This is a genomic window from Piscinibacter sp. PDB5-1 (genome assembly GCF_056676035.1).
Genome location: NZ_JBWVZL010000007.1, coordinates 1 through 24,842, shown reverse-complemented (window position 1 = coordinate 24,842; position 24,842 = coordinate 1). Strand labels below are relative to the sequence as shown.

Here is a 24,842-nt window from a genome sequence, read left to right as displayed (position 1 = left end):
GTGAAGAAGTTAAGCATGAAGTCTTCATTGACTATGTGCGACCAGTACTCGTTTCTTATCTCACTCAAAATTGGCGGACAGAGTGCCTGGTCAAGCGTGACCAGCTCGCGCAGTTGGCGCAGTCCTGACGCCTCAACGTACTTCGCCCACTCCTCGGTGTTGAGGTCGGGATTGAATGGTCTGGTCGCTATATACCAAGGCGTCATCTCGTGCGGCCTAACGTTTGACATGAGGGGTGACCGACCGGCGCAGCCGGTTGGGCATCCCCTCGATGGAAGGGTTAGACAGCGACCGGCTCGCTTGGCCCAACAACCAGTGCCACGCAGACCGCTCGTGCCTTTTGCTGCCTCGGCTTCCAAGTTTCCCGCAAGCGCGACTGCCCGCAAAGCGCGCGGTGAACCCGCTCAGCCGGGGCGCTGGCCGCCAGCGGACGGACAGCCCATGAAGAACTCGGCACGCTTCTGCTCGCACGGCGCCGCCTTCAATCGGCCGATGTCTAACGTTTGACACGAGGGGTGGCCGGCCGGCAAAGCCGGTTGGACATCCCCTCGATGGAAGGGTTAGGCCTCACCGTAGTAGATCTGATGCCCGCAGTGAAGCTAGCTGCGGAGCTAGTCTTGATGCAGTGGGCGTTGGTATCCACATTCAAGAATCTTTCCCGCGGACCAAGTGCTTATGTACCCCATGTCGATAGATGGCCAGACAGTGACCCAATCAGGCCCTTCATCAATCTCAAAGTCTGCGGAGGCTGACGCCACTTCCGCCCGGATTTCTACCGTCTCTCCTGGCTGAAGCCAGAAATCTTGGCCTTCTGGCTCGGTATGCAACGGCATCAACCGTGAGCCTCTGTTTGTGATTTCTTTGCGTTTCTCCACGGCCGCTCCATGAGGTCTAACGTTTGACATGAGCGGTTCGCCGAAGGCGAATCCGCTCGATGGAGGGGTTAGACCTCTGTGGACGAAGCCACAGAGGAATGCTCGCAGACGAGCCGAAGCGTGAGCCTGCACAGACGACAAACCGATAGGCCCGATGACCCACGTTATGTGCGCTGGACGTCAACGGACGGACAGCTCGCGTCAACCGCTTCGACCTGCCCAGAGAAGCCGCCGCCAGTGGATGCCCGCACGATGCGCGTAGCCGCCAGGTTTGGCCGGAACGCGCAGTCTTTTGATGAAGCACCGTTTGCATAACTCGCACTGCTTTCGAAGGCGCGCTGCCTGACCCAACACTGAGGTCTAACGTTTGACATGAGCGGTGTCCTGACGGCGTAGCCGGCAGGACATCCGCTCGATGGAATGGTTAGGCATCAGTCGCTCCGAACGCCACCTTTGCGGCTGCTGAAAAGAACGGTACCGAAGCGAGGCCTGGCAGCATCCCCGCAAGCAACCAACCAAATCTGCGCCCGTCCGACGCGGCGAACGCGGCGAACGCGCCAATGACGAGCACAAGTTGAGCTGGCAATGCAAACCCATTGAATACGAAGAGGTGCTCGAACCAGCATGGCGTATTGGCCTTGAGGTAGAGGTTGCTCAGAACTGCCGCCTCAATGGCGATGAAGCACATCGCGGCACCGGCGCACACTCGATCTTGGAGCCGCTTCGACCGAAAAGCCACTGAGAGAAGACCCAAAAACGCGAGCAACAGGGCACCAACACCGAACCACCAGGTCAGGTAGACGGCCACTGCGGGCACGTCGTACCACTGGAACATGTGCGTACCGGGCATGCTGATGCCGAACGTTTGACATGAGCGGGAGCAACCGGCCTGCCGGTTGATCTCCGCTCGATGGAAGGGTTAGACAGCGACCGGCTCGCATGGCCCGATAACCCGAGCCACGCAGACTGCGCCAACCCTTCGCCGCCTTGGCTGAGAAGTTTCGCTGATACGCCGCTGCTTGCAAAGCACCCGGTGAACCCGCTCAGCCGGTGCGCTGGCCGCCAACGGACGGACAGCCCACGAAGAACTCGGCACGCTTCTGCTCGCATAGCACCGCCTTCAATCGGCCGATGTCTAACGTTTGACATGAGCGGGAGCAACCGGCTTGCCGGTTGATCTCCGCTCGATGGAAGGGTTAGGCGTCTGCCTGCCCATGAACGTACTCGACGGACGGCTCTTCGGTTCCATCATCGCTCCAGTATCGCCAGACTCCATGCTCCTTACCGGCAAGGTACTCACCCTGTGCCGCAACCAAACCGTTGGCATGAAAGTCCCGCCACAACCCGTGCTCTAAACCCTGGTCGTAGTGACCTTCCGATAGCGCTTGCCCGTTTTTGCTGTATTCAACGAACAGCCCATGTCTGATCCAACGCGCTCCGTCCGCTGACAGCACTCGTGTATAGCGGAAACGGATCTCTCCGGACTCATACGGAATCTCCGCAAGACTCAACTCGCCCGACTGCGACATAGACGCCTAACGTTTGACATGAGCGGCGACCGACCGGCGCAGCCGGTTGGGCATCCGCTCGATGGAATGGTTAGACAGCGACCTGCTTGTATGGCTCACTGAGCTGCGCCGCGAAGACTGCACAAACCCTCGCTGTCCTGGCTTCGAAGTTTCGCTGACACACCGCCGCTTGCAAAGCGCGCGGTGAACCCGCTCAGCCGGTGCGCTGGCCGCCAACGGACGGGCAGCCCACGAAGAACTCGGCACGCTTCTGCTCGCATGGCACCGCTTTCAATCGGCCGATGTCTAACGTTTGACATGAGTGGTTCGCCGAAGGCGAATCCGCTCGATGGAGTGGTTAGACCTCTGTGGACGAAGCCACAGAGGAATGCTCGCAGACAAGCCGCAGTGTGAGCCAGCACGACCGACAAACCGATAGGCCCGATGACCCACGTTACGTGCGCTGGCCGCCAACGGACGGACAGCCCGCGTCAGCCGCTGCGACCTGCTCAACGAAACCACCGCCGGTGGATGCCCGCACGGCGCTCGTGACCGCCAGGCTCGGCCGGAACGCGCAGTCGGTTGATCGAGCACCGTTTGCATAACTCGCACTGCTTTCGAAGGCACGCTGCCTGGACCAACACTGAGGTCTAACGTTTGACATGAGAGGCTTGACCCGGCTTGCCGGGGCAAGTCCTCTCGATGGAAGGGCTGGGCGTCACTGCGCCTCAAGGTGTAGCTTCAAGGATTCCCGCTCTGAGCTTCTGTAAACGCCAGCATCTCGTTGAAGAGAGAAACCGTTTCTTCCGGCAGTTCGCGGAAGCGACGAAGCTGCTTCCAAGCAAGGCGCAAGGAATAGCGATCTAGCCAATACGTTGGAATTTTTAGGTCTACTTCGATTGCTCTGGCTTCGTGCGGCCAAAGTGGACGCTTCTTTCTCAGAATGGTGCTGATCATTGGTTGGGTCAGCTCTGAGGTCGGAATGGCTACCGCTAGCGCGGCCTGCGACCCGTGTGTTATTGCTAGGTAGTCGATGTTCTCTCGGCGATTTGTAGTTGTTCGACGACCTACTTTGACCGCTGCGCTCTCTGCTTCACTCATTTCATGCCTCCCGTTGACTGACTCCGACGCTCACGCAATGGTGAGACATGTTTCCTTGAACCGCCAGGATTGGCGACGCTGCTCCCGGAACCTAGTGACGCCCAACGTTTGACATGAGCGGTGGCTTGACGGCGCAGCCGGCAAGACATCCGCTCGATGGAACGGTTAGGCAGCGCTTCGCGCCAACCGGGGATTCCTTTGTTTACTTGCGATTTTCTGGGTGCGTAGGCCACGAGTTCGTCTCGGTCATTTGAATGTTGTCCTCGACAGTTTGAAGCATCAACTCGGCCTGTTCTTCGGCGGTCGTGTTTTCAAGGTATTGCCAAGGAGTGAGGCTATGCCACGTGCGCTTGTACTTCTCCGCCCGGAAGCTCACTGCGGTGGCCTTGGAGTTGAGCTTTGATGCGAGCCCTTCGACAGCAACCGTGGCGAGAATTTCTTTAACAACCTGCGGCTTTGATTCGGCTCGCCGCTTGGCAATCTCCAAAGCCTCAAGAAGTAGCGCCTCGTTTTTGGCTGCCGCAAGCTTTGCGGGGTCGTCTCGCTTAGTGATGCGACGAAAGTCGGACATTGCGCTGCCTAACGTTTGACATGAGCGGTGGCCGACCGGCGCAGCCGGTTGGACATCCGCTCGATGGAAGGGTTAGGCGTCACGCGCCCGCCCAACCCGAATGCGCCCTGGAGTTCACTCTCGATGCCCCTTTTTTCCGGGCTGGCCTGTCGGTACATCGACCTTTCGGTTTAAGCAGTGACGTCGCACTAAGCATCATCTTGTCGGACGGCGAAGCACTTGATTGAGCAAGGGAAGTCTGAGCTCTTTGATGTCGGGTCTGCCCTGAACTCTTCGATCTGCCGCAGTTCGAGAAGGTACCGCGCCCAGAAGGAGTTCCACTTTTTGATCTTCCGTGGGGATGGCACATGAAGCTTCCAGTGCACTCTGATGCTCTCTCGTCCGCAAATCGGGCAGAAGAAGGCCGATGTGTTCTGGTCTCTTCGTTGGAGCTTTCTGCATTGCAGGCAGGCAAAGGTGCGATTACTCATGACGCCTAACGTTTGACATGAGCGGTGGATTGACGGCGCAGCCGGCAAGAAATCCGCTCGATGGAAGGGTTAGACGGCAGATTCACGGGAAAAAACCTGTGGGTATTTGTGGCTATGGGCAACCAACTGGTTGCAGTCGGGCGAAAGTATCAGACGCTCGCATTACGGAAGCGAGTCACCGATTGGCTCAACCTTGATCACGCACGAGCGATTCGCAATTCGGACGACTTGGTATTGGTTTGACTCGTAAACCTTGGCGCCGTTGCCACCCCGAGTAGTTTTGAACCTCGACTCGCCAAACGAGCGGGTTTCAGCAGGACTGCGCCAGAAGCCGAGAATTCCTTTCTGTCGCTCTTCGCAAGAAAGCGGATCTACCCCGAAGAGGCGAGTGTCAGCGAGCCACACCCTCTTGCTGGCGATAACTCGATCGAGTTGAGCGTGAGCAAGGGTAGATACATAGCCGGCGAGCTGCATACCAAGCTCAAAGGCTGCAAGGTTGCCATTCTTGGTTGCAAGGGACGTCCTCCGCTCAATGTAGCCCTTGACTTCGGGAAGGGAGCACATGTCGGGTCGATACACAAGGGACACGCTAGCCACCTGCGATCGACTGTTGATCTCGCTTCCGATTAAGGTGAGCAACAAGTCAGCCATTGAACCGTGACTGCTGTACAGCAGCCGATCAGGCCCGGATTCTGAATAGTAGTAGTACCTGTGTATCGCCCCATCACCGATGGTGAGAGCATCTCCGAATCGAGCTAGCTCTTCAATGGATTGCCCCTGCCGATGGTCGGCAACACGCGGGGGCTTCCTCTCCATGCCGGTCAGAGCAAATGCACGCGCAACGATTCGTTCGAGCAAGTCTTCATGCGCGTACGCTTGCATTTCGGATTCCCTCCCGGATGTCTCTGCCGTCTAACGTTTGACATGAGAGGCGGTGCACGGCTTGCCGGGCGACGTCCTCTCGATGGAATGGTTAGAAATCACTTTCGCTCCACCCTGTAAAAGACGGTGGTTATGACCATTCCAGTTGGGCGTCGCTCGCCTGGCTTCACCGTTGGGATCGCCTTCTCAAGCTCCTCATGGCCGTGCGCCGAAATCAATTCGAGTCGATCCTGTGTGACAACTACTCGCTTGACCGAGACCATGCCGATCTGGCGAGGTAAACCAGACTCGACTACGGTTTGCTCGATGCGCTCGTTGTCTAACCATCTGTATGTGCCACTTGATCGATTCTTTGAGCTCTCCAAAGACCACTTCTTGTCAGCCGTGAACACACCAACTGCGTGCGTCTCAGACGGTTTGGTAGGGCTAGGCCTCCCATCAATCGTATGGCTGCTGGATGTGTGACGCCATTCGCCGATTAGTAGTTTTTCCCGTTCTGCTTGTGCTGCAGCTGCGTTGGTGAAAAGCGTTGCAAAGGCGGCAACGACTGCGATGAAAGAACGCTTCGATATGGCCATGTGATTTCTAACGTTTGACATGAGGGGTGGCCTGACGGCGCAGCCGGCAAGACATCCCCTCGATGGAATGGTTAGACAGCGACCGGCTCGGCGGAACTGGCCGTGCACGCTGCCTGTTAAACACGGCATTGCCTTTCATGCGCGCCCTGGTTGAGAAGTTTTCTCTGAACGACCACCGATTGCATAGCACCTCGCACCTTGGCTCGGTCCGTGCCGGCCAGACCGCAACGGAGCTGGCTCGGACTTCGCCGCCACACGGTGCCGACCGCAGCCCCGTGCCCGGTGAACACGCTCAGTCGGTGCGCTGGCCGCCAGCGGACGGACAGCCCACGAGGAACCCGGCATGCCTCTGCTCGCATGGCACCACTACCAATCGGCCGATGTCTAACGTTTGACATGAGAGGCGGCGACCGGCTTGCCGGGCGACGTCCTCTCGATGGAAGGGTTAGCTTTCACCGATTTGCGGTGCTTGTGCATCTTTAAGCGTTAGTCCGCTCTTGAGCTTCCATTCAACTTGCCCGTTTGCGCTTCGACCTAGAATTACAGCGGCTGCTAGGGAAGGGCTATTGAAAAGTACGTCTTTCACCAGAGAATGGCCCAGAAGCGCTTGATCTGCTGCCAATGCTTCGCGCTTTCTTTTGACTAGTGGAGGTGTTGATGGAACCTCGGAGTCAGCGATCTGTGAGCCGCTGAGCACGACAAAACCTTCGTTAGTTGGGAATCCACTTGCACTGGCGCCACGTGGGCCCTGGACAAAGTAGGCTTCCTGCTTTTCTGCCTCTTTCTCTGTGACGATAGGTTCAAACAGCTTGTAGCTAAGAGTGCCAACCATGACGCGCAGGTTCTGCGCGAACTCCAACATAACTGCGCGCTCCGCTTCCGAGATGGCGGGCTTGTTGGGGGTGTTCCCGTTGAATATCTGAAATCGGGCCGCGTCCGTGGCGTCTTTGTGAAGCGTGTACTCAAGGTACTTCACATGTGCCTTGTTTAGGTTCTCGTCTTTGGAGATGAACGCAAGGACTTCGGACCAAAATTCTTTGTCCTGGTGCTGGGTGATTCGCTTGTAGACCTCTTCGGCTTCTCCGACGTACACCATCGGTCGATCAGCATCGTCGTGGCCAACTAAAAAGTAGATCCCTGCCTTCTTTAGGTCGTCGCGCTCGGCGACTGACTTTAGAAGTGTTCTAGGAATCTTGTAGCCCTTGCCTGTCCAGTTGAATAGTTCGCAAGCGATTACCCCATCGACCGAGCCGTCGATTAGGAAGAGCGAAATGAACTTTCCGATTGGCATGAGGTGGCCTGTGAAAGCTAACGTTTGACATGAGAGGCTTGACCCGGCTTGCCGGGAAAAGTCCTCTCGATGGAAGGGTTAGGCGTCATTTTTGCTCTAGCGCCGCGATGAGAGTTTGAATGCTTGCTGCCAGCTCTGGGAGATAGCTTTGATCGGCTTGAAATGCTCCTGACAGCTTTAAAGCTCGCTCGGGCGAGCGCTCAGGCTCTAGCCGATAAGTTCCCTCCACTCCACCAAGCCGTTGAGAAGCAAGGCGTACGTAGATTCCTCGTTCGTGGCAGGACAGAACTGCCTCTAGTGGAGTGCCGACGTTTGAGTGCATTTGCCTTACTTCCTGTTCGAAGCGGCGTAGATCTTCCAGTTGAAGATATGCCTCGAACTCCCCTGAAAACTCTCCTGAGTTTGCGTTGACGCGCACTCGAACCCAGTCCTCACTATCCACTGGGCGGGCCGGTGACAAGATGAGTTCAAGTGCTTCTGCGCGGAGGTGCATGACGCCTAACGTTTGACATGAGGGGTGGGTAACCGGCGCAGCCGGTTGACCATCCCCTCGATGAAAGGGTTAGGCGTCTCGGCAGTGTGGGCGCCTTGCCAGAAGCCAACCAACCCCGACGATTGCCAGAAGTAGGCCGGCAAGCCGCCAATACAGGAACCACTGATAAGGCAAACCTGATTGATCACGTGGCCCCCATACCGAAAGTGACGCGACCGCCAGCAACGCACATGAAGCGGCGCCAAGGCCTGCATGCCATACCCAGAGTGCAGGCTTGACCCTCGCTGCGACAACTACCCAAAGAAGGTGGGGCGCGGCGTAGAACAAGGCCGCCCATGCGAGATGCGTGAGAGCCAACTCGCCAGTCAGCGGTTCGTGGCGCAACGATTGGAGAAGCCCGATCAAGGCTACCAGCATCGGGAACGAGAAATGCGCCAAGAACTGGGTTCGTTTCATCAGACGCCTAACGTTGAGCTAAGCGGCAGCCGAAGGCTGTCCGCTTGAGCGACCCGGTAGGTTTCTTGGCGAGGACAAACACGATGACCTCAGCACGCCGAGAAACCAACCGCTTGAATAGAGCGCCGATGATGGCGTGCCACCCAACGCAGGGCAACCCGAAACCCCGCGAGCGAAGGACGCCCGCAGCCAAACGATAGACAAGCAGATCGGCGCGAAGAACGCCAGAGCAGCACGATGAACTGCAACTCTTGGGCTCAGCCGTAGCCACACAGGACGTGCACCGGTCGCCAAGAAATCTACCGTTTGACATGAGCGGGCCGCCGAAGGCGGATCCGCTCGATGGATGGGTTAGACAGCGGCCGGCTCGCATGGCCTGTTAACCCGTGCCACGCAGACTGCGCCAACCTTTCGCTACCTTGGTTGAGAAGTTTCGCTGACGCGCCGCTGCTTGCAAAGCACCTGGTGAACTCGCTCAGCCGGTGCGCTGGCCGCCAACGGACGGACAGCCCACGAAGAACTCGGCACGCTTCTGCTCGCATGGCACCGCTTTCCTTCGGCTGATGTCTAACGTTTGACATGAGCGGTGGCCGACCGGCGCAGCCGGTTGGACATCCGCTCGATGGAATGGTTAGGCATCCTTGAGCCGTTTACGCGCTCTTTCACGCCACCCTCTCTTCTCAACGGTTCGAACATTCGGCACCTTCGACAGCTCCTCGAGGTACGCGGCCAGTAGAGGCAACTCGTCATCTGCCGGATCGCCGACGAACTCACGAACCGAAACCAGATTGCCGTAGTTTTTTGCGTACTTCGCGGGCGTGTCGTCGACGGCAATGATCGACTCCAGCGGATAGCCCTTGGCCTTCAGTTTCCGCAAGTTCTTAACGGAGCCACAGAGGAATGCTCGCAGAAGAACCGCAGCTTGAGCCAGCACGGCTGACAAACCGATAGGCCCGATGACCCACGTTACGTGCGCTGGCCGCCAACGGAGGGACAGCTCGCGCCAAGCGCTGCGACCTGCCCAGGGAAGCCGCCGCCAGTGGATGCCCGAACGATGCGTGTGGCCGCCAGGTTTGGCCGGAACGCGCAGTCTTTTGATGAGGCACCGTTTGCATAACTCGCACTGCTTTCGAAGGCACGCGGCCTGGCCCAACACTGAGGTCTAACGTTTGACATGAGCGGTTCGCCGAAGGCGAATCCGCTCGATGGAGGGGTTAGACCTCTGTGGACGAAGCCACAGAGAAATGCCCGCAGACGAACCGCAGCTTGAGCCAGCACGGCTGACAAACCGATATGCCCGATGACCCACGTTACGTGCGCTGGCCGCCAACGGACGGACAGCCAGCGTCAACCGCTGCGACCTGCCCGGCGAAGCCGCCACGAGTGGATGCCCGAACGATGCGCGTGACCGCCAGGTTTGGCCCGAGCGCGCAGTCGTTTGATGAAGCACCGTTTGCATAACTCGCACTGCTTTCGAAGGCACGCTGCCTGGACCAACACTGAGGTCTAACGTTTGACATGAGGGGTGGCTTGACGGCGCAGCCGGCAAGTCATCCCCTCGATGGAATGGTTAGACAGCGACCGGCTCGACTGAACGGGACATGCACGCTGCCTCTTAAACACGGCATTGCCCTTAAGGCCCGCGCCCTGGCTGAGAAGTTTCTCTGACCAGGCCCCGATTGCATAGCGCCTCGCACCCTGGTTCGTTTCGACACGAGCCGGACTGCAACTCGCATGACTCGGACCTGGCCGCCACACCGCGCCGGCCGCAGCACCGCACCTGGTGAACTGGCTCAGCCGGTGCGCTGGCCGCCAACGGACGGACAGCCCACGAAGAACTCGGCACGCTTCTGCTCGCATAGCACCGCCTTCAATCGGCCGATGTCTAACGTTTGACATGAGCGGCGGCTTGACGGCGCAGCCGGCAAGACGTCCGCTCGATGGAAGGGTTAGGCCTCATTTCACCTCTTCATGAATGGGCGGTCGCCCCACATGGCGACATAGAGAGACCTTAGATTCGAAGGGATCAGCTTCCAGCCTTCCCGTTTTAGCTTCTCGTCTTTGATATCCCACATCAAGGACTCAACGTAGGCTACGTCGATGCACCGAATGGTTGCTTCGTTTCCGGCAGCGAGGATGCGAGAAAGCAGGCTCATATGGCTTGCAGCCTTCTTGAAGTCCTTGCGTTTGATGGCATCGGTTGTGAACTGAGAGAAGCGCTCAACCCAGGTGAAGTAGGCATCTTCATCGTATCCATCTCGAAGAAGAATCTCGTCCACGGCGACAGCCTCTTCTGCAAATGCCGCGCGAAGTGCTCCAACGATCTCGTATGCCGCAATATCTTCGGGGGTGGTAGCCATGAGGCCTAACGTTTGACATGAGCGGTGGCCGACCGGCGTAGCCGGTTGGCCATCCGCTCGATGGAATGGTTAGGCATTTTCTTCTCACGAGCAATCGCTAGCCACGCGGAGAGAAGGAACTGCCTTCTTAAACGGACTCGCTAGTTGAACCGGATCGGGCTCGCAATTTGTCGTCACCGAGCAGGTCACCAAGAGCATTGCCACACACAAGGCACACCCTAGGTACAAAAGGACTCGCAGAAGGCGGCGCAGGACTGGAGCCCTATCTGGCAGGCGAAGGAGAAGGATCAGCGCCATTCCCGCAATGGCTGTAACGGCAAGCGTGAAGGCTGAATAGTTCCTGGCTGAGATGCTTTCCATGAACACCCCTCCCGCCTCTAGCAGAAGCTGGTGTGCGGCGAATGGAAACGCGACCACGACAAGCAGCGATAGCCACCAAAGGATGCGAGGCGAGGTTGTCACCAGAAATGCCTAACGTTTGACATGAGGGGTGGCTTGACGGCGTAGCCGGCAAGGCATCCCCTCGATGGAATGGTTAGACAGCGACCGGTTCGACTGAACTGGCCATGCACGCTGCCTGCTAAACACGACATTGCCCTTCATGCCTGCGCCCCTGGCTGAGAAGTTTCTCTGACCGGCCACCGATTGCATAGCACCTCGCACCCTGGCTCGGTTCGTCACAAGCCGAACTGCGACTCGTGTCGCTCGGACTCTGCCGCCACGTCGCGCCGGCAGCCGCAACGCGCCCGGTGGACACGCTCAGTCGGTGCGCTGGCCGCCAGCGGACGGACAGCCCACGAAGAACCCGGCACGCCTCTGCTCGCATGGCACCACTACCAATCGGCCGATGTCTAACGTTTGACATGAGGGGTGACCGACCGGCGTAGCCGGTTGGGCATCCCCTCGATGGAATGGTTAGGCTTCGCCGACAAGAACCCCACCATTTGATACATCTACTTCCGCGACGCGAGGTCACATGCGATGCGTTGCTGATGAAGATCCTCCAGTTCTGCTCGCTGCCTTGCTTGCTCATCCCGCGTGAGCGTCCGTCCCGAATACTTGCGGAAGACCTCATCGGTCTTGCTGCTGATTCTTTTCAGGCAATTGTCCAGCGCCGCGCGCCGATCCGTTGTCAGCGTCGGCGTGCTCTTCCGCTCGCATTCGTCAGCTTGCTTGCCGGCCGCATTCAACGCGGCGTGCATTTCACTCGCCCACCGCTCAAACGCAACCTTGTCGCTTGTAGGTGGACGGGTTCGATTGAAGTCATGCTCAATTCGCGCCTGCTCTTCCTGCAACTTCGCTGCACACCTTTGGTTAGCGCGCAATTCGGTCGCCTGCGCTGCTCCCGCAGCAAGCATAAAGAGCACACAAAGTAGGGTTCGCATCGTCTCAATGTAGGTTGTGAAGCCTAACGTTTGACATGAGCGGGAGCAACCGGCTTGCCGGTTGATCTCCGCTCGATGGAAGGGTTAGACAGCCGCCGGCTCGCATGGCCCATTAACCCGAGCCACGCAGGCTGCGCCAACCCTTCGCCGCCTTGGCTGAGAAGTTTCACTGACGCGCCGCTGCCTGCAAGGCACCTAGTGAACCCGCTGGGCCGGTGCGCTGGCCGCCAACGGACGGACAGCCCACGAAGAACTCGGCACGCTTCTCTTCGCATGGCACCGACTTTCCTCGGCCGATGTCTAACGTTTGACATGAGCGGGGACACAAAGGCGCAGCCTTTGGGGCATCCGCTCGATGGAATGGTTAGACAGCGACCGGCTCATATGGCTCATTGAACTGCGCCGAGAAAGACCGCACAAACCCTCGTTGCCCTGGCTAGGAAGTTTCGCTGACACACCGCTGCTTGCAAAGCGCCTGGTGACCGAACACCGCCGGTGCGCTGGCCGCCAACGGACGGACAGCCCACGAAGAACTTGGCATGCCTCTTTTCGCATGGCACCGACTTTCCTCGGCCGATGTCTAACGTTTGACATGAGCGGTTCGCCGAAGGCGAATCCGCTCGATGGAGGGGTTAGACCTCTGTGGACGAAGCCACAGAGGAATGCTCGCAGACAAGCCGAACTGTGAGCCAGCACGGCTGACAAACCGATATGCCCGATGACCCACGTTATGTGCGCTGGCCGCCAACGGACGGACAGCTCGCGTCAACCGCTGCGACCTGCCCGGCGAAGCCGCCACGAGTGGATGCCCGAACGATGCGCGTGACCGCCAGGTTTGGCCAGAACGCGCAGTCGTTTGATGAAGCACCGTCTGCATAACTCGCACTGCTTTCGAAGGCACGCTGCCTGGTCCAACACTGAGGTCTAACGTTTGACATGAGCGGGAGCAACCGGCTTGCCGGTTGATCTCCGCTCGATGGAAGGGTTAGGCGTCGTTGCGTTCACTCTGCGTTCCTGGCTGGCGTTCATAGCTGACGGTCAGTAGCTCCCAAACATGTCCATCGGGTTCGCTCCAATAGATGAGTTTTCCTCCGAACGCAGGGTTAACCGTGTGGTCGTCCGGGCCGTGGGGAAGGCTTCGGTACGCAACTCCTGCCTGCTTTATCCGGGCGAAGATGACATCGAACTCTTCTTGGCTCACGTGGAAGCAGTAGTGCTGCTTTGGAATTGGATCGGCCCATTGGTCAAAGTCAATCGTCAGCTCCTCGCTTACGTATACCGGCGAGAACGGGCCGACTGCTCCCTGCTCGGCCCATGCGACCCCAAGCAGCGTTCCAAGCTGCCGTGCCGCAGCAACTCTGTCTTTGGATGGGACGATGAGATGGTCGAGTCGGATAGCCACAGCAGTTCCACCTTCTTCACTGACACCGGGGTGCGGAACGAATAGTTCTGCGACGCCTAACGTTTGACATGAGGGGAGGCCAGACGGCGACGCCGGCTGGACATCCCCTCGATGGAATGGTTAGACGTACGCACGCGCCTAGACTTCGAATGTGGGAAACGAACCAAGCTGGGCGACAAAGCGCTCGTTCCAGGCTTGCCACTGGCTCGGCCTGACGATCCCCGACACCTGCAAGCCAGAGGGCTCGACAGATGCGAGCAGGTAAGGCGCCACTTCAGAGGAACCAAACCAACACGAACAGCCGTGTTCTCCCGCAGCACGCCACTCAGGGAGCGACTCGAACACTCTACCCAGTTGCTCCCATTGCGCTTCCGTGAACCCACCGTGCTTGACCGCATACACGCGCTCGACAGCGATGTAGCCGGCCGGCACTTCAAGATGCGACGGATTGTTGTCGTAGTGCAGGGCCATGACTTCGGACGTCTAACGTTTGACATGAGCGGTTCGCCGAAGGCGAATCCGCTCGATGGAATGGTTGGGTGTCATTCTCTGCGCACCGCTCGGCCCTCGAACAGCGGCATTTCCCTGCTTCGCGCCTGCACCCAACTCGACCAGGCGCACTCGCCGCGCAGCGGCCTCAACTGGACTGACTGCCAGGTGCAGCACTGCGGCGCGAAGCGCCCTTCACCGCCTGACTTCGAGACTGGCGAGCATCAGCACTGCGCTCAACCGACTGGCACTCGCGTGACGAACCAGTCGCTGCCGCGAAGCGCCTCGGTCGCGCCTCGCGCACCCATGAGCCTCCGCCACTCTCGGAACTCCGTTTCGGCACCACCAGCTTCGACTCAACGCGCCGAGCGCGCCCTACTGATTTCAACGTGACGCCCAACGTTTGACATGAGCGGGCCGCCGAAGGCGGATCCGCTCGATGGATGGGTTAGACAGCGGCCGGCTCGCATGGCCTGTTAACCCGTGCCACGCAGACTGCGCCAACCTTTCGCTACCTTGGTTGAGAAGTTTCGCTGACGCGCCGCTGCTTGCAAAGCACCTGGTGAACTCGCTCAGCCGGTGCGCTGGCCGCCAACGGACGGACAGCCCACGAAGAACTCGGCACGCTTCTGCTCGCATGGCACCGCTTTCCTTCGGCTGATGTCTAACGTTTGACATGAGGGGTGACCGACCGGCGTAGCCGGTTGGGCATCCCCTCGATGGAAGGGTTAGGCGTCACCGTGATGGCAACGCCGCTAGTGGCCGCCAAATGTTCCGACTTGTTTGAATCCACCTTTGATTCCCCAGAGAGAGATGCACCATCCGTCGCAGCCTTCCGATACAACAAGTCCTGGCAGATCATCTCCGTCGAGATCGACGAAGTTGATCGGCTTGCCTGGAATTTCACCAAGATACGTGTAGACCCCGTCGTGGCTCGTGAATACGTGGTGTCTTTGCGCGTAGTAGAAGGCCTCTCGATCTTCAACTACCTCTCCGGGTACGACGATTGTCAAATATGAGCCACCAAGTCTGCTTACAACTAGTGCTCTGTTGCGCTTCAGTTGCCTCGACATCGCCTCGAACCTTACATCATCGGACCTGAGTAGCGCCTCCAATGCCTCGCGATCTTGTGGAGTAACGGCTTGAACTTGCCAGCGGGTGGTTTTCGGAGGTTTGGTTGAGAAAAGAGCGAACTGCCGCGTGTCCGATTTGGGTGATGGGCCAAGCACAGAAGCCCCTGCCGATTCCCAATAGTCCTCTCCGGAAGGAAGCTTGAAGACTTCAATCTTGCATTTGTACTTTGTGCCCTTCTGCAGAGAGAACACGTCGCGCCCTGAGTTGCAGTGCTGCGCAAGCTCACGAAGCTGGCTAGGGTTGTCAAAGCGGGCCGAGACGTACCCGTCATCAGGCGAGAGCCATGCAAAGAACAGTCCGGAACGACTGCTGTAGCTTTCTTTTTCCACTCCAGCGATAGATGGCACAGCAACCGCTAAAGCGGCAATCAAAACAGTGATTCGCTGAAGTAGTCGCATTTGTGACGCCTAACGATTGACATGAGGGGTGGCTTGACGGCGCAGCCGGCAAGACATCCCCTCGATGGAAGGGTTAGGCAGCGACCGGCTTGGCTGAACTGACCATGCGCGCTGCCTGCTAAACACGGCATTGCTTTTCATGCCCGCGCCCTGGCTGAGAAGTTTCTATGACCTGCCACCGCTTGCATAGCACCTAGCACCCTGGCTCAGTCGGCGCAGGCCGGCCCGCAACTGACTCGGCTTGGACTCCGCCGCCACATCGCGCCCAACTCAGCACTGCAACCGGCGAACATGCTCAGTCGGTGCGCTGGCCGCCAGCGGACCGACAGCCCACGAAGAACTCGGCACGCTTCTGCTCGCATAGCACCGCCCTCAATCGGCCGATGTCTAACGTTTGACATGAGCGGATCGCCGGAGGCGAGTCCGCTCGATGGAGTGGTTAGAACTCTGTGGCTGGAGCCGCAGAGAACTGCCGGCAGACGAGCCACAGTTTGAACTAGCACGCTCGACAAACCGATAGGTTCGATTGCCAACGTTATGCCCGCTGGCCGCCAACGGACGGACAGCCCGCGCCAACCAGTGCGGCATGCCGACCGAGGCCACCGGCAGTGGAGGCCCGCTCGATGCTCCGAGCCGCTGGGTGGTGCCGAAGCACACCACAGGCGGCGTTAGAACTCTTCGCTTCATTGGTTGCTTCTCGAAGGCGCGGCCTCTGCGGCGAACTGAGTTCTAACGTTTGACATGAGAGGCGCTTGGAGGCCGCAGGCCGGAAAGCGTCCTCTCGATGGAAGGGTTAGGCGTATGAGTGATGCGGTTCATTCCGCATTCCCCTGCACCCACACCGTGGCGCGTTCCTCAAGAACCTGCGAATCCACGACAACTACCACCGGACACGCTCCGTCATCGGCCTCGTCGGGTGCCTTGCCGTTGTAGAACGCGAACCACAAGGCCTCTTCCAGCGGTTCGTCGCTATGGCTCGTGGTCATGAGGGTATAGGGAAGAGGAGCGCCAAGTTCGGGCAGGAAGGAGGCGGAGTCAAAGGTTTCTTCAATCTCCGGCGAGCTTGTCCCCCATGCGCAAACGTACGCAGCGCCGGCTTCTACCCATGTACGAGCAACTTCCACTTTCGACAGCTGCGCACGTCGATCACTGGCCACGACGAGCACATATTTGCCTTCCGGCACTGAGGCGGGCGGACAACTCCACAGTTCATCGACTCGAATGACAGCGGCAAGGCGTCCCGTGCCCGGATGCGAAAGCGTTAGCTTGATGGCGCGCGGTTGTTGCATTGCAGACGCCTAACGTTTGACATGAGCGGAGGCCGACCGGCGCAGCCGGTTGGACATCCGCTCGATGGAATGGTTAGGCCTCTTCATTGCTCGATCTTGGCCCCGGGCCTTGCGGGATCTTCGATGTGAACTGACTCAGCAATGATCTCAAGTTCCATGCCGCACATCTGCTTCGTCTCAGGTGTGATGCCCATGATGTGAAACACCACTCGGCATTGCCGCGGGGAACCTTCCAGTCGCTCGACGGAAACGATATCGATCTGGTCTGAGGGCAGAGGCCCGGGCGGTGTTAGCGAGCAGAACTTGACGGCTTCAAAGACGAGCACCCCATCAATGACGTTCTCGTCGTTATAGAAGTCCCACCTACCTAACTCACTCCTCACCCGGGAGATTTCATCGACGACTATCGAGACGCGCTCGTTCCAGCCGTCAATCAGCACCGCCTTGCAAGCGCGGTCTCCCAGATAAACCGTAGACAGGAACTGATCAACTTGCACGGTCAGAGGCCTAACGTTTGACATGAGCGGGGACAAGACGGCATAGCCGGCTTGGCATCCGCTCGATGGAGGGGTTAGACATCTGTGGACGAAGCCACAGAGGAATGCCCGCAGACGAACCGCAGCTTGAGCCAGCACGGCTGACAAACAGATAGGCTCGATGACCAACGTTAAGCGCGCTGGCCGCCAACGGACGGACAGCCGGCACCAACCGCTGCGACCTGCCCAGCGAAGCCACCGCCGTTGGATGCCCGCACGATGCGCGTGGCCGCCAAGTTCGGCCGGAACGCGCAGTCTTTTGATGAAGCACCGTTTGCATAACTCGCACTGCTTTCGGAGGCACGCGGCCTGACCCAACACTGAGGTCTAACGTTTGACATGAGCGGTGGCACAAGGGCGCAGCCCTTGAGACATCCGCTCGATGGAATGGTTAGACAGCGACCGGCTCGCATGGCCCGTTAACGCGAGCCCTGCCGACTGGGCAAACCCTTCGCTGCCATGGATCGGAAGTATCGATGACGCACCGCTGCCCCCAAACCACTTGGTGAACCTGCTCAGCCGGAGCGCTGGCCGCCAACGGACGGACAGCTCACGAAGAACTCGGCACGCTTCTTCTCGCATGGCACCGCTTTCGATCGGCCGATGTCTAACGTTTGACATGAGGGGTGGCTTGACGGCGCAGCCGGCAAGCCATCCCCTCGATGGAATGGTTAGGCATCGCGGCACGCTTCTGGGTGACTAATGCCTAGTGACTACTTCTTGGCCAAGAACCAAGCAACCAACGCATTGGCATGGCCGTGACCCAATTGGTGCTGACCCTTGAGATGAGCCACAAGCTCCATGTGCTTGAGTGGCCCTGCCTGCTTGAGAACATGCATCCAGTGATCTATCGGTTTTCCGTACTTCTTCTCGATAGATGGGAAGTAGGAGGCTGGGCCCTTAGCTGCTTCTTGCGTTGCCATGATGCCTTTCAGTCGTTGTCACTCTGATCGTGAGACGGTTCGGGGACTAGCGCCACTCAAACGAGGATTGAAGATTGGGTCTACCCAGCATATGCCGCCCTCCTTTCCAAAGTCGCGCGGCAATACCTCTGATGCCTAACGTTTGACATGAGAGGCGCTTGGAGGCCGTAGGCCGGAAAGCGTCCTCTCGATGGAAGGGTTAGGTTGCGTTGGCACGTGCTTGACCTGTTTGCGGTCAAAGCGTGTTGCCATTGAGGCGTGCAATAGCTTCATCGAGCATTTGGTCTGGGTCGTTAGAGTGCCGAACAAGATTGAATGATGAGGCTAGGTCTTCGCCAGCTATGAGAACGATTTTGTGTGCAATCAGCTCTTGCGCTTGGGCTGCGATTTGATTCCGCGGTAGTCGGCAAACGAGTGCTGCCAAGACGCTTGACGGGTGACCGCTGGCGCTCAGTGATTTTGTAAGCGCTCCGCGACGATCAACAAGCTTTCCTAGCTTGGCTGCAAAGTCTGCGATGCGTGTGGTGCACTCAACTATTGCGAGTCTTCCGCCGGGCGTCGTCACTATGAGATCGGGTGATGCCGTCTCCAATTGAATTGAAGGGGAGAACCCGAGAAGGAAGAGAAGCGCTGCGATACCTTGTTCGAATCTGGCGGAATCTGTGGTTTCAAGCACCGCATTTCGAATCATCCGCAGCTCCTTGTCGAAGTGCTGTACGGCAAGTAGGCGATTGTTGCGGGCTTTTGTTGGGTCGAGAAACCACTGGCGGCGCACAGTGGAACGGCCAATCATCAGCATGACAAGTGCGCTGTCGGCCTGTTTTAGCTTTATCCGTACAGTTCCTACGCGTCGACCAGCTCGAACGTTTGCCCACTTGATTTCACTAGAAACCTGTCGTCTGGCATCAAGTCCAACACCAGGGGCGGCTCTTACCGCAAGCCCGACGCGCGCAACATCAAAGTTTGGGTGTGCATGCAAAGTCAGGCTGAGCCGATCCTCGAGCAAGGAGCACTTGTCGAAGATGAGGTCGCACGGTGGGCCAACCCGAATATCAATGGAGGGCGGACTTGTTGAGGTGCCCGGCGCTTTGAAGCCAAGCCATATGGCTGCTTCGGACAAGCCATCAAATGGTGGGGTTGATGCTCGAAGAGCACTGTCTACTCCTGCCAGATCTATAGGTGATTGGTTGTAAAGATGCGAGCCGGATACCTGTAGATGGAGTTCAGAGAACCAACGCTCGCGAAGGCTCATCTCTGAGTAGTGGTCGTGAGGTCGTTCGTTGGGGAGAGCAAGCTTTCCATCTGGAAGATCGATCGTGCCTTGCTTTGCTTGATTCAGAAGTTCGATCAACTCTTGCTTGTCTACAGGAAATCTTTGGATCTGGCCTAGCCTGAACTTGGCGGTGTTGATCTTGAAGCCGAGATCCTTTGGGGCTTTCAAAGGATGAAGACCGACGCTTGCTTGCCAGATTTGAAGCCCCATCTCGCCCTCTTGCGCGATGTAGCGAATGTCCATTGAATAGCCATTGCAGACCCAATCATCCGCTGCGGCCATGAACTCTTGCATGACTGAGTTTTGACTCAAGTGGGATGCTCCGTGTAGTGAGCTTTTGCGCGGATGCTGAACTTCGACGTCCTGTTTCGCGACGCAACCTAACGTTTGACATGAGCGGTGGCCGACCGGCGCAGCCGGGCGGACATCCGCTCGATGGAAGGGTTAGGTGTCCGAGAACCATTCAGCATGCGCTTAGAACACCAAGGGACTGTCGAAGCTGATTTCTTTCCGAGACTCCATACTGAAAGGCATCCAGCCCATCTATCGCGCGAGCAATGAGTTGATGCTCCGCCCCATCACTGAGCAGATACTCGCCCAAGATGACTTGCCGCGGAACGCCTATCAGATGAAGTGCGGCGGCAACTACAACGCCAGTTCGATCTCGTCCGGAAGTGCAATGTATGTAGACAGGCCACTCCGTTGTCGGAGAGGTAAGAGCATCCAAGACTGTTCGTAGCCATTCGGCAACACCACGCACTGAAGTCTCATAGTTCTCCAGATTGTTCGGTGCGGGCAAATGAATCGCCTTGACCTCCAAATGATCAGGGTCGGGCCCTGTTCGTAGATTTATGACGGTCCTCGGAAAACCGATGTCTTCTGGGCGAGTCAACCCATCAACACGACCTCCACGATACAAGCGTCGCATCGGCATAGGGCATGGCTCCATCCAAAGACTCAGGGCTTCACCTACATCACGGAAGTTAGCCGGGTTCATATGGGAACTTGGTACCAGGGGACACCTAACGTTTGACATGAGAGGCGGCGACCGGCTTGCCGGGCGACGTCCTCTCGATGGAAGGGTTAGGCGTCGCACCGCACCGGGGGCTCATGATTTCTGACTCGACCAGACTGCCTCACCTGGGCTGCTGGAGCCCGGAAACTGCCAACCCATGTGCGTGACTGTGTCGATCACGACGCACGCCAGCTCGGTGGCCCCCTTCTGTAGACGATCCAAGTAATGCGTGTCAATCGGAGTGGCGAAGACTTCCTTCTTCCTGTTTACGAACGATGGGACTGTTGCACCCTGTGCGTTCGGAGTTCCCCAGAAGCCATGGCAGATAACGTTACGGATGGTTGAGGCATTGCGCAAATCTATCAGCAGGTCATCGAGATTCTTGACGTTGGCATCCGTGTGGCTGCGGATCGCCTTCTCGTACGCGGTTATCAGACTTCCCAAGCGATCTACAAGAGCCTTCTCCAGCGTGGGAAGCCATGCCTTGTAAGCGTTATCTAGCTCGGACTCTTCGTGCCGAGTAGTCGCAGTGAGGGCGAAAATTGCCTTAGATAGTACGTCCTCCAGGAATCCGAACGTCGCGACAGCGCGTCCAAGTGCCTCCCAAAACTCGGGTTCGTGTGCGTGTGTTGGATACCGACTTGGCAGGGACGCCCGATCAATCACGTGCCCGATGAATTTCTCGCTCACGGCCAACTCCCTGTCAATTGGCGACGCCTAACGTTTGACATGAGGGGTGGCTTGACGGCGCAGCCGGCAAGACATCCCCTCGATGGAATGGTTAGGCCTCGACGCTTGAAGCATACGAACAGATTGCGTGCGCGAAGGCACTAGACGTCTTCTCTCATTGAAGGCCAACATCTTCAGCCAGCGCGATTCGCAGAGTGTTGGTCACATGTAGTGCTCGCTCGCGCGCCTCCACTTCAGGGAGAGCGGCCCGAATGATCTCTTCAAGGGAGCCAGTTGCCTCCCGAAGAACAAGAAACTGCTTGTCCGACGGAAGGGCTTGCGCCGCCGCATGCACAACATCTCGCACTTCTGGCACTTTGTCCTTTCTGTCAAAGAGCCGATCCAGCGCATCCAAAACACCGCTCAGCAGAAGAACTCGGTCATTCATGTGCGCGTCAAATTGGTCGATCTAGAGGCCTAACGTTTGACAAGAGGGGTGACCGACCGGCGCAGCCGGTTGGGCATCCCCTCGATGGAAGGGTTAGGCCCCTCCGCCTTGGACCGGTTGCACATGGCCTGATACATACTCAAGAATTGCACTCCAACTCGCCCCCACGTTTGGCAGCTTGGTTCGATAAGCGAGCCCAGAACCGAGAGGGTAGATTAGGCCAGTAGCCTCCTCTACGATGAAACCTATCATCCCGATCCACCCCTCCGGAAGAAACCACCAACTGTTCGCTTCAAGCGCACTTGCACGATCGAAGCTCAGTGGCCTTCCGAGATAGCTTTCCAAGCTCGCGCAAGCCCGGGCAAAAGATTCCTCGGACGTTGATCCGTGAACCCCATATGCACCGTGTTTTGCGTACTTCCTGAGAAGCTCTGCATCGGCTGATTGATAGCGAAGTACGACCTCAGCCACAGTTTTCTCGCACTCTGGATGCTTACCGCTGCGACCGCAGTATTCGCATATTCCTGGAGGGAAAAGTTGCATGAGAGGCCTAACGTTTGACATGAGCGGCTCGCCGAAGGCGAGTCCGTTCGATGGAATGGTTAGGCGTCATTCTCAGCTCAACATCTGAAAGAGACGCGTCAGTTGCCGGAAATGCCACTACAAATGAGCCGATGCGACGCCCGCCCTTTAGGTTCGGTCCGGTTCGTTGACAACCGTTGTGGCGCACCATATGGCATCAAACAGAGCGGCAGAGATTTGTCGGCAATGGCCATACTCAGGCTTCGCTGCCTCACCTGCACCAATGCTCCAGGTTCCTTCGGGAAGAACTCCGTACTTGTCGGCAGGCCAATCCTGGGTGTAGCGAACTGCCGTTCCGTCCGCTCGCACTTCCAGATACCTGCTGATGTAGTCGTTGTCTCCTACCTCGAAGAATCCGAGGTACTCATCGACACCCACGGTGTTCCCTGAGGACGAGTAGAGGTAGTGCTGCACCCTGACGCCTAACGTTGGACATGAGCGGTGACCGACCGGCGCAGCCGGTTGGGCATCCGCTCGATGGAATGGTTAGGCATCAGTTGCATCTAGTGTCAGGCATGGGGACTTTACTCAACGGGACTGGACTGAATGACAAACCGATGTTCGCGTACCCGTTCTCGGCCAGATTTCTCCGCAACCGTAGGTACGTAGATATCGGCGCATACAGTTTGATGCTGGAACTTTGCCAAACCTTGTTCCCGATAAGTTGGCCCGGAAACCTTCTAAGGGGAGTGAATTTTTCGCAGCGGCGCCAACAGTTCGATACAACGGAGAAAAGCCGTGCGTCTGGTGACGACAGCGCCGGCACCTCAAGTCGCAGAAGGCCCCATTCCTCCGGTCCGACAAAGCGCTCATGGGAGGAAATGTTTTCGACCTCGCAATCCACGCCGCAGGATACGCATCGCAACAGATCTCGGTCCATAGGATGCAAGGCAAGCGCGCCACCACAGATTTCGCAGCTCCTTGTAGCGTCAAGTACTTGCGCCAATTCTGATTCCTAACGTTTGACATGAGGGGTGACTTGACGGCGCAGCCGGCAAGACATCCCCTCGATGGAATGGTTAGACAGCGACCGGCTCGGCCGACCTGGCCATGCACGCTGCCTGTTGAACACAGCATTGCCTTTCACGCCCGCGCCCTGGCTGAGAAATTTCTCTGACCGGCCACCGATTGCATAGCACCTCGCACCCTGGCTAGGTCGTCGGCGGCCAGACTGCCCCCGGCCTGGCTCGGACTTCGCCGCCACACCGTGCCGACCGAAGCCACGCATCTGGCGACCACGCTTAGTCGGTGCGCTGGCCGCCAACGGACGGACAGCCCATGAAGAACTCGGCACGCTTCTGCTCGCATGGCACCACTACCAATCGGCCGATGTCTAACGTTTGACATGAGCGGTTCGCCGAAGGCGAATCCGCTCGATGGAATGGTTGGGCGTCATTCTCAGCGCACCTGTTTGCTGTAGGACAGCGGCCCATCCCTGCCTCGAGCCTGTACCTAACTCGACCATGAGCTTGAGCCAAGCAGAGACTCCAGCTGGGGCTGACAGCCAGACTCAGCGACCCGGCGCGTAGCCCCCCTGTTCCTTCTACTCTTTGCTCGCAACCACGCGTTCTCCGTGGCAGTTTTTGCACTCTTCGAACGAAGCCCATCGCTCCCCGCCTCGGGCATGCTCGACGCATACTGAGCCGTGACCATGGCAGTGACTGCACCAGTCGTACCCATGAGACGGCCCAGACTCCCCACGTTCCTTCGCGGCAAGAAACAGCCGCTTTCGGATCGCAGCTTTAGTCGGATCAATCCTGCTCACAACAACTCGCCACTCGATACCCCCATGACGCCCAACGTTTGACATGAGGGGTGACAAGACGGCGTAGTCGGCTTGGCATCCCCTCGATGGAAGGGTTAGGCCTCGTCGCTCGTGCAGGGGATGCTTGGCCGTGAGAACAGGCGCAATGCCAGTGCAAGATTGACCTCATTTTTCGTACGGGTCGAAGAACAGGCCGTAGAACTGCTCGAGGGCTTGACCAATAGACGCTGCCGCTTCTGCCGTGGGCGAAACAATATCTGCGAGCGAGAGCATCGGTTCTTGCCCCGACTCTGTGGGGCTGTGAATGACTTGCTCTACGGCTATTTGGCCTGAGAAATCTGCGTTCGGAACAACAGCGCGGCTGAGCGAGACAAGCTCTCCGACACGCGGGAGTGATGGAAACTCCATTGGCCCGGACACTCGGCCGATCGCTGAGCAGGGAGTGAGAAGCGAAATGTCGATGAAGACGCGCATTTCAGTGTGTGAGTTGAAAGGGGTTCCGCCGAGGCCTAACGTTTGACATGAGGGGTGGCCGACCGGCGCAGCCGGTTGGACATCCCCTCGATGGAATGGTTAGGTTTCATTCTCGCCAGAGCCTTTGCCCTTCCGGGCGCCGGACAGGGACCAAAGTGCGAACGACGCTCCAAGGCCGATTGCAAGCCAAACGAGCCCTGCGATGAGCAACTTGGGCGCGGCAAAGATGATAAGGATTCCGCTGCATGCGGCTGGCGGACAGGCGCCCTGACGCCAAACCTCAAATACATAGGCACCACCGGCACACCAGACGCACCAAAACAACACGAGAGGGAACGCACGCACCAATGAAACCTAACGTTTGACATGAGCGGGGGCAAGACGGCGCAGCCGGCTTGGCATCCGCTCGATGGAAGGGTTAGGCCGCACTGCGGTACAGCGCCCAGACATGACAGTCCGCATGATGCTCATGTGG

22 protein-coding genes are annotated in these 24,842 nt (G+C 58.1%); all 22 read right to left on the bottom strand.

The features are described 5' to 3' along the window. Nucleotides 1-206: hypothetical protein (locus tag AC1KAT_RS21845; protein WP_480329413.1), on the bottom strand; the 206-nt coding region annotated here is incomplete at its 3' end. A gap of 1,093 nt (nucleotides 207-1,299) precedes the next feature. Continuing rightward, nucleotides 1,300-1,710 (bottom strand): hypothetical protein, encoded by a 411-nt coding sequence (locus AC1KAT_RS21840; RefSeq protein ID WP_480329411.1) that lies wholly within the window; start codon nucleotides 1,708-1,710, stop codon nucleotides 1,300-1,302. Nucleotides 1,711-3,124: 1,414 nt separating this feature from the next. After that, nucleotides 3,125-3,484 carry a hypothetical protein gene (locus tag AC1KAT_RS21835; protein ID WP_480329409.1) on the bottom strand — a complete coding sequence of 120 codons (360 nt, stop codon included), beginning with the start codon at nucleotides 3,482-3,484 and terminating at the stop codon, nucleotides 3,125-3,127. Nucleotides 3,485-3,686: 202 nt separating this feature from the next. After that, on the bottom strand, nucleotides 3,687-4,055 hold the full coding sequence (locus tag AC1KAT_RS21830; protein WP_480329407.1) for a hypothetical protein: 369 nt from the start codon (nucleotides 4,053-4,055) through the stop codon (nucleotides 3,687-3,689). Nucleotides 4,056-4,687: 632 nt separating this feature from the next. After that, the gene (locus AC1KAT_RS21825; RefSeq protein WP_480329406.1) at nucleotides 4,688-5,407 is read right to left on the bottom strand and encodes a hypothetical protein; all 720 of its coding nucleotides are present in this window, start codon (nucleotides 5,405-5,407) and stop codon (nucleotides 4,688-4,690) included. A 98-nt stretch (nucleotides 5,408-5,505) separates the two neighbouring features. Continuing rightward, nucleotides 5,506-5,985 carry a hypothetical protein gene (locus tag AC1KAT_RS21820; RefSeq protein WP_480329404.1) on the bottom strand — a complete coding sequence of 160 codons (480 nt, stop codon included), beginning with the start codon at nucleotides 5,983-5,985 and terminating at the stop codon, nucleotides 5,506-5,508. Between the two features lie 445 nt (nucleotides 5,986-6,430). Further along, nucleotides 6,431-7,276, bottom strand: coding sequence for a GIY-YIG nuclease family protein (locus tag AC1KAT_RS21815; RefSeq protein WP_480329402.1), 846 nt, complete (start codon nucleotides 7,274-7,276; stop codon nucleotides 6,431-6,433). Nucleotides 7,277-7,361: 85 nt separating this feature from the next. After that, nucleotides 7,362-7,769 (bottom strand): WapI family immunity protein, encoded by a 408-nt coding sequence (locus tag AC1KAT_RS21810; RefSeq protein ID WP_480329400.1) that lies wholly within the window; start codon nucleotides 7,767-7,769, stop codon nucleotides 7,362-7,364. Nucleotides 7,770-8,856: 1,087 nt separating this feature from the next. Then, nucleotides 8,857-9,159 carry an HAD family hydrolase gene (locus tag AC1KAT_RS21805; protein WP_480329398.1) on the bottom strand — a complete coding sequence of 101 codons (303 nt, stop codon included), beginning with the start codon at nucleotides 9,157-9,159 and terminating at the stop codon, nucleotides 8,857-8,859. 1,027 nt (nucleotides 9,160-10,186) lie between these two features. After that, entirely contained in the window at nucleotides 10,187-10,585 is a 399-nt protein-coding gene (locus AC1KAT_RS21800; protein WP_480329396.1) for a DUF7674 family protein, read from the bottom strand. Between the two features lie 953 nt (nucleotides 10,586-11,538). Next, nucleotides 11,539-11,970: a hypothetical protein gene (locus AC1KAT_RS21795; RefSeq protein ID WP_480329394.1), complete on the bottom strand. Its 432-nt coding sequence runs from the start codon at nucleotides 11,968-11,970 to the stop codon at nucleotides 11,539-11,541. Nucleotides 11,971-12,955: 985 nt separating this feature from the next. After that, nucleotides 12,956-13,372 (bottom strand): VOC family protein, encoded by a 417-nt coding sequence (locus tag AC1KAT_RS21790; protein ID WP_480329392.1) that lies wholly within the window; start codon nucleotides 13,370-13,372, stop codon nucleotides 12,956-12,958. 138 nt (nucleotides 13,373-13,510) lie between these two features. Next, nucleotides 13,511-13,843 carry a hypothetical protein gene (locus tag AC1KAT_RS21785; protein WP_480329390.1) on the bottom strand — a complete coding sequence of 111 codons (333 nt, stop codon included), beginning with the start codon at nucleotides 13,841-13,843 and terminating at the stop codon, nucleotides 13,511-13,513. A 773-nt stretch (nucleotides 13,844-14,616) separates the two neighbouring features. Continuing rightward, nucleotides 14,617-15,393, bottom strand: coding sequence for a hypothetical protein (locus tag AC1KAT_RS21780; protein ID WP_480329388.1), 777 nt, complete (start codon nucleotides 15,391-15,393; stop codon nucleotides 14,617-14,619). A gap of 815 nt (nucleotides 15,394-16,208) precedes the next feature. Then, the gene (locus AC1KAT_RS21775) at nucleotides 16,209-16,682 is read right to left on the bottom strand and encodes a DUF7684 family protein (RefSeq protein WP_480329386.1); all 474 of its coding nucleotides are present in this window, start codon (nucleotides 16,680-16,682) and stop codon (nucleotides 16,209-16,211) included. Between the two features lie 83 nt (nucleotides 16,683-16,765). Continuing rightward, nucleotides 16,766-17,179 (bottom strand): DUF6258 family protein, encoded by a 414-nt coding sequence (locus AC1KAT_RS21770; protein ID WP_480329384.1) that lies wholly within the window; start codon nucleotides 17,177-17,179, stop codon nucleotides 16,766-16,768. Between the two features lie 752 nt (nucleotides 17,180-17,931). Next, complete coding sequence (locus AC1KAT_RS21765; RefSeq protein ID WP_480329382.1) at nucleotides 17,932-18,141, bottom strand: DUF4287 domain-containing protein; 210 nt, start codon at nucleotides 18,139-18,141, stop codon at nucleotides 17,932-17,934. Between the two features lie 235 nt (nucleotides 18,142-18,376). Next, on the bottom strand, nucleotides 18,377-19,708 hold the full coding sequence (locus tag AC1KAT_RS21760) for a hypothetical protein (protein ID WP_480329380.1): 1,332 nt from the start codon (nucleotides 19,706-19,708) through the stop codon (nucleotides 18,377-18,379). A 169-nt stretch (nucleotides 19,709-19,877) separates the two neighbouring features. Continuing rightward, on the bottom strand, nucleotides 19,878-20,411 hold the full coding sequence (locus AC1KAT_RS21755; RefSeq protein ID WP_480329378.1) for a tyrosine-protein phosphatase: 534 nt from the start codon (nucleotides 20,409-20,411) through the stop codon (nucleotides 19,878-19,880). Nucleotides 20,412-20,522: 111 nt separating this feature from the next. Then, nucleotides 20,523-21,119 carry a hypothetical protein gene (locus AC1KAT_RS21750; RefSeq protein WP_480329376.1) on the bottom strand — a complete coding sequence of 199 codons (597 nt, stop codon included), beginning with the start codon at nucleotides 21,117-21,119 and terminating at the stop codon, nucleotides 20,523-20,525. Between the two features lie 154 nt (nucleotides 21,120-21,273). After that, on the bottom strand, nucleotides 21,274-21,546 hold the full coding sequence (locus tag AC1KAT_RS21745) for a hypothetical protein (RefSeq protein ID WP_480329374.1): 273 nt from the start codon (nucleotides 21,544-21,546) through the stop codon (nucleotides 21,274-21,276). Nucleotides 21,547-24,058: 2,512 nt separating this feature from the next. After that, a complete protein-coding gene (locus tag AC1KAT_RS21740) occupies nucleotides 24,059-24,367 on the bottom strand; it encodes a hypothetical protein (RefSeq protein WP_480329372.1) in 309 nt (102 codons plus the stop codon). Between the last annotated feature and the right edge of the window lie 475 nt (nucleotides 24,368-24,842).